The 3,565-nt window shown below is 45.5% G+C and carries 5 protein-coding genes; all 5 read left to right on the top strand.

Going from position 1 to position 3,565, the window contains the following annotated elements:
- Window positions 1-359 precede the first annotated feature (359 nt).
- Genes H6G97_RS47760 through H6G97_RS47740 form a run of 5 tightly spaced genes read left to right on the top strand, consistent with a single transcriptional unit; the run spans window position 360 to window position 3,340 of the window.
- A complete protein-coding gene (locus H6G97_RS47760) occupies window positions 360-635 on the top strand; it encodes a hypothetical protein (RefSeq protein ID WP_190947336.1) in 276 nt (91 codons plus the stop codon).
- Window positions 636-662: 27 nt separating this feature from the next.
- The gene (locus tag H6G97_RS47755; protein ID WP_190947335.1) at window positions 663-1,112 is read left to right on the top strand and encodes a nitrogen fixation protein; all 450 of its coding nucleotides are present in this window, start codon (window positions 663-665) and stop codon (window positions 1,110-1,112) included.
- 38 nt (window positions 1,113-1,150) lie between these two features.
- On the top strand, window positions 1,151-1,378 hold the full coding sequence (locus H6G97_RS47750) for a microviridin/marinostatin family tricyclic proteinase inhibitor (RefSeq protein WP_190947334.1): 228 nt from the start codon (window positions 1,151-1,153) through the stop codon (window positions 1,376-1,378).
- A gap of 22 nt (window positions 1,379-1,400) precedes the next feature.
- On the top strand, window positions 1,401-2,363 hold the full coding sequence (locus H6G97_RS47745; protein WP_190947333.1) for an MvdC family ATP-grasp ribosomal peptide maturase: 963 nt from the start codon (window positions 1,401-1,403) through the stop codon (window positions 2,361-2,363).
- A complete protein-coding gene (locus H6G97_RS47740) occupies window positions 2,360-3,340 on the top strand; it encodes an MvdD family ATP-grasp ribosomal peptide maturase (RefSeq protein WP_190947337.1) in 981 nt (326 codons plus the stop codon). Before H6G97_RS47745 ends, H6G97_RS47740 begins: the two co-directional genes overlap by 4 nt.
- Window positions 3,341-3,565 lie beyond the last annotated feature (225 nt).

Raw genomic sequence — 3,565 nt, 5'->3', positions numbered from 1 at the left:
TTAATTCAGCAACTAAAACGCCCAAGTATTCCTATGTGCTTGGTTTGATTTAAATTGTCGTGTGGTAGGGCTACGCCCCGCTCGCTATTTGTTCCAGTTGCGTAAGTCCTGATTCTATGGGGTAGGTGCTTGAGTAAACGCAGCATGGTACGCAGGGATTATAACTAAACTTTGTTAATAATTTCTTTAAAAATTTGTCATATTTTGGGGACAAAAAACCTTTAGTTATGACCTAATCAAAAAATTCAAAAAAAGAGGGAATAACTTTCCTATTGCTTAGAATGTTGACAGCAGATTAAGCAATTACACTGCTTAGTTTTAAACTATAACCCCTGTCACAAATTAAGAGTAAATTCCAAATGGACGGAAACCAAAGAAAGTACAAAGGTCAAGTTGAAATTAATGATTTGATTAATGATGCTGTGAAAAATGCGGTCTTCAGACGGAATGAAGTTATAGATTCAGAAGATGCTTTATCAGCTTTGTCTAATGAAGAAGCGGGAAGTATTGTGGGTGGCATAACTAAAGCTACTGAACCAGTTCAAGTAGGTTTAATAGCTTGTGACCCGCCGATTGTATGTGGAAAATCCCCCTCACCACAAAACTCAATAGCAAGTCAAGTATTTGAGTCTTAAAGATACTATTTCCTAAAGGTTCAATTAATGTCAGACATATCTGTCAACAAAACTACTCTTTGTCCCAGTGCTAGACCAGAACCAGCAGATAGTATTATCTTCAGCGTAATTGGTGGAACAGTGGCAGAACCCTATATAGCTTATCTCAAGCAGCCGCTAACAGTTACAGAGGAACTGATAGCGAAAGTTCGCCCAGTTACACCTGCCGAAATTTTTCGTACAGCAGCATCCTGCGCGGAATCGGGTTGTCAGCATTTTAATGGCAAAGATTGTCGTTTGGCAATGCGAATTATCGAGAAATTGCCTGCGGTAGTGGAGGAACTTCCCCCCTGTACTATACGCCGAGATTGTCGTTGGTGGCAGCAAGAAGGCAAGGCAGCTTGTATACGTTGTCCGCAAGTTATTACCGATCACTACAACCCGTCTGAACTCATGCGTGAGGTGGCAACACCTATGAGCATGAAGCTAATGTGTTGAGAATTTAAAACTGATTGTAACTGAAAAGGAGTCCACAAATGTCTGAAATAGATATTAAAGATTTGACCAAAGAACCCTTAGAGCAGCCCTTTTTCGCTCGTTACCTTGAGGGGCAACTATCTGACGAAGAGCAAAAGACCGTAGTAGGAGGGAATTCTTTATTCCAAATCAGTAGTAACAAGTTTTCTGATATGGCTCAGACAATGAAGTATCCATCTGATGGGGATGACGCACTCCCTCCCGGTTTTTTAGATAGCCCCTATTAAGTAAACAGAGGCTCGTGAAAAAGTGACTGTTTTGCTTCTTACTCATAGTGCGGATTACTTTACTGTAGACCGAGTAGCCGAAGCCTTATCGCGGCGGAGAGTGCGAACATTCCGCCTTGATACAGATCGGTTTCCTCAACAAGTACGGCTTTCCAGCCGCCTAGACGTGGGAGAGCTTTACTACACAGTCGAGGACTTTGGGCAGTCTTTGCTACTGGAAGAGGTACGAGCCGTTTGGATGCGTAAAATCTGGATGCCAAAATTGAGTGAACACCTCCAGCCACAATTTCGAGAAGCCTGCACGCGAGAGTCGATAGCAGCTCTCGAAGGCTTTCTGGATGGACTAGGAGCAGTTCGCTGGGTAGACAGTCTACCCAAGATTCGGCAATCGGGAAACAAGCTTTACCAGCTTCAGGTTGCCAGATCTGTGGGTTTACAAATACCTCGCACCCTTGTTACCAACGATTCTAAACAGGTACGAGCGTTCTTCCAGGAGCTAGAGGGAGCGATGATAACCAAGCTGCTCACGTCTCCCTTATTCAGTATGGAAGGTTCTGGTTCCTTCGTCTATACGAGTAGGGTGAGAGAGGAGGATCTCTTAAGCGCCGAGTCGCTCTGCCACAGCCCTATGGTTTTTCAGGAGGACATTCCCAAGAAGCACGAATTGCGTGTAGCATTTGTGAATGGAGCTTGTTTTGTGGGTGCCTTGAACTCTATTCAGTCACAAGCAGGACAAGTAGACTGGCGGCTTGCTTCACCTCAAGAGCTGAACTGGGAGCCAGAGGTGCTTCCTGAAGAAATTACTTATCGCCTCAAAGCACTTATGGCTGAACTTGGGCTGATTTACGGTGCCATTGACTTAATCCTCACACCAAATGGGGAGTATGTGTTTCTTGAAGTTAACCCCTCTGGCGAATGGGGAATGCTCGAACGGGACTTACATTATCCGATTTCAGAGGCGATCGCACAGGCTCTTTTGTTATGACTGTACTAATTATCACCAAAAGCAATGATAACGAATCCGTCTCCTTGGTTATAGATGCTATTCGGGAGCGAGGACAGCAAGCGTTTCGCTTTGACACAGATCGCTTCCCGACCGAAATCCAGTTAGCAATCAGGTACGACAGTGGATCACAGCAGCTTACCCTTGTTAGTGAGCAGGGTAAGCTGGATCTTTGCGAGGTGTCTGCCGTTTGGTATCGGCGCATTGATATCGGCGGTAGGATTCCAAATACAATCGACAAGCAACTCCGACAGGCTTCAGTGCTGGAATCACGAGCCACCGTGCAAGGTTTGATAGCGAGTTTACAGGTTTTCCACCTAGATCCAGTTCCGGTTATCCGCCGTGCTGAAAATAAGCAACTTCAGCTTCAGATAGCTCGGCAGGTAGGACTCGATACACCACGCACGCTGATCGCAAATGACCCGCAGGCAGTTCAAGCATTTGCTCAGACATGTTCAGGTGGCTTGATTACTAAGATGCTATCTTCTTTCGCGATCTACGACGAGCATGGGCAGGAAAAGGTTGTTTTCACAAATCCAGTTTCTCCACAAGATCTTAAAGAGCTTAATAGTCTCTCCCTATGTCCAATGACATTTCAAGAGCAGATTTTAAAAGAACTTGAACTGCGCGTTACGGTAGTTGGGAAACAAGTGTTCGCGGCTGCTATCAACTCCCAAGTCTCTGAACGAGCTCGACACGACTGGCGGCGAAACGGACTTGGCTTCATTGATGCCTGGAAGCCTTACGAACTGCCCCACGATGTTGGAGAGAGGCTTCTACGATTGATGGATTGGTTCGGCTTAAACTACGGCGCGATCGACCTGATTCTCACTCCCGACGGGCGGTATGTTTTCTTAGAGATTAATCCTGCCGGCGAGTTCTTCTGGCTGGAACGCTGTCCGGGCTTTCCCATCTCAAAGGCGATCACTGACACACTCCTTAGTTGTTCCCACTGTTAAGGCTTTACTACCTTTCACTTATGGAGCTTGCCTTATAGCGGTTCTCAGTTGGGTGCAATATAGTAACAGCAGTGGGTGAACCATCCAATAATGTCTTTTTTAGTGACTGCATCTAGTAGTCTGCCAAGCCAACTTTGCTAGGTTAGATTCGGATATAAACGCTGCATTTTTCGGCGAGCATCTTTGGTTTGGAAACCCCAATATACGCTGGCTTTTTGCTGATTA

The organism is Nostoc flagelliforme FACHB-838 (genome assembly GCF_014698065.1).
Classification (GTDB): domain Bacteria; phylum Cyanobacteriota; class Cyanobacteriia; order Cyanobacteriales; family Nostocaceae; genus Nostoc; species Nostoc flagelliforme_B.
This window is presented reverse-complemented; position numbering and strand designations above follow the sequence as displayed.

Bases quoted from the DNA above. Each gene is read 5' to 3' on its own strand.
- H6G97_RS47760 (WP_190947336.1), top strand. From the start codon at position 360: ATGGACGGAAACCAAAGAAAGTACAAAGGTCAAGTTGAAATTAATGAT.
- H6G97_RS47755 (WP_190947335.1), top strand. From the start codon at position 663: ATGTCAGACATATCTGTCAACAAAACTACTCTTTGTCCCAGTGCTAGA.
- H6G97_RS47750 (WP_190947334.1), top strand. From the start codon at position 1,151: ATGTCTGAAATAGATATTAAAGATTTGACCAAAGAACCCTTAGAGCAG.
- H6G97_RS47740 (WP_190947337.1), top strand. From the start codon at position 2,360: ATGACTGTACTAATTATCACCAAAAGCAATGATAACGAATCCGTCTCC.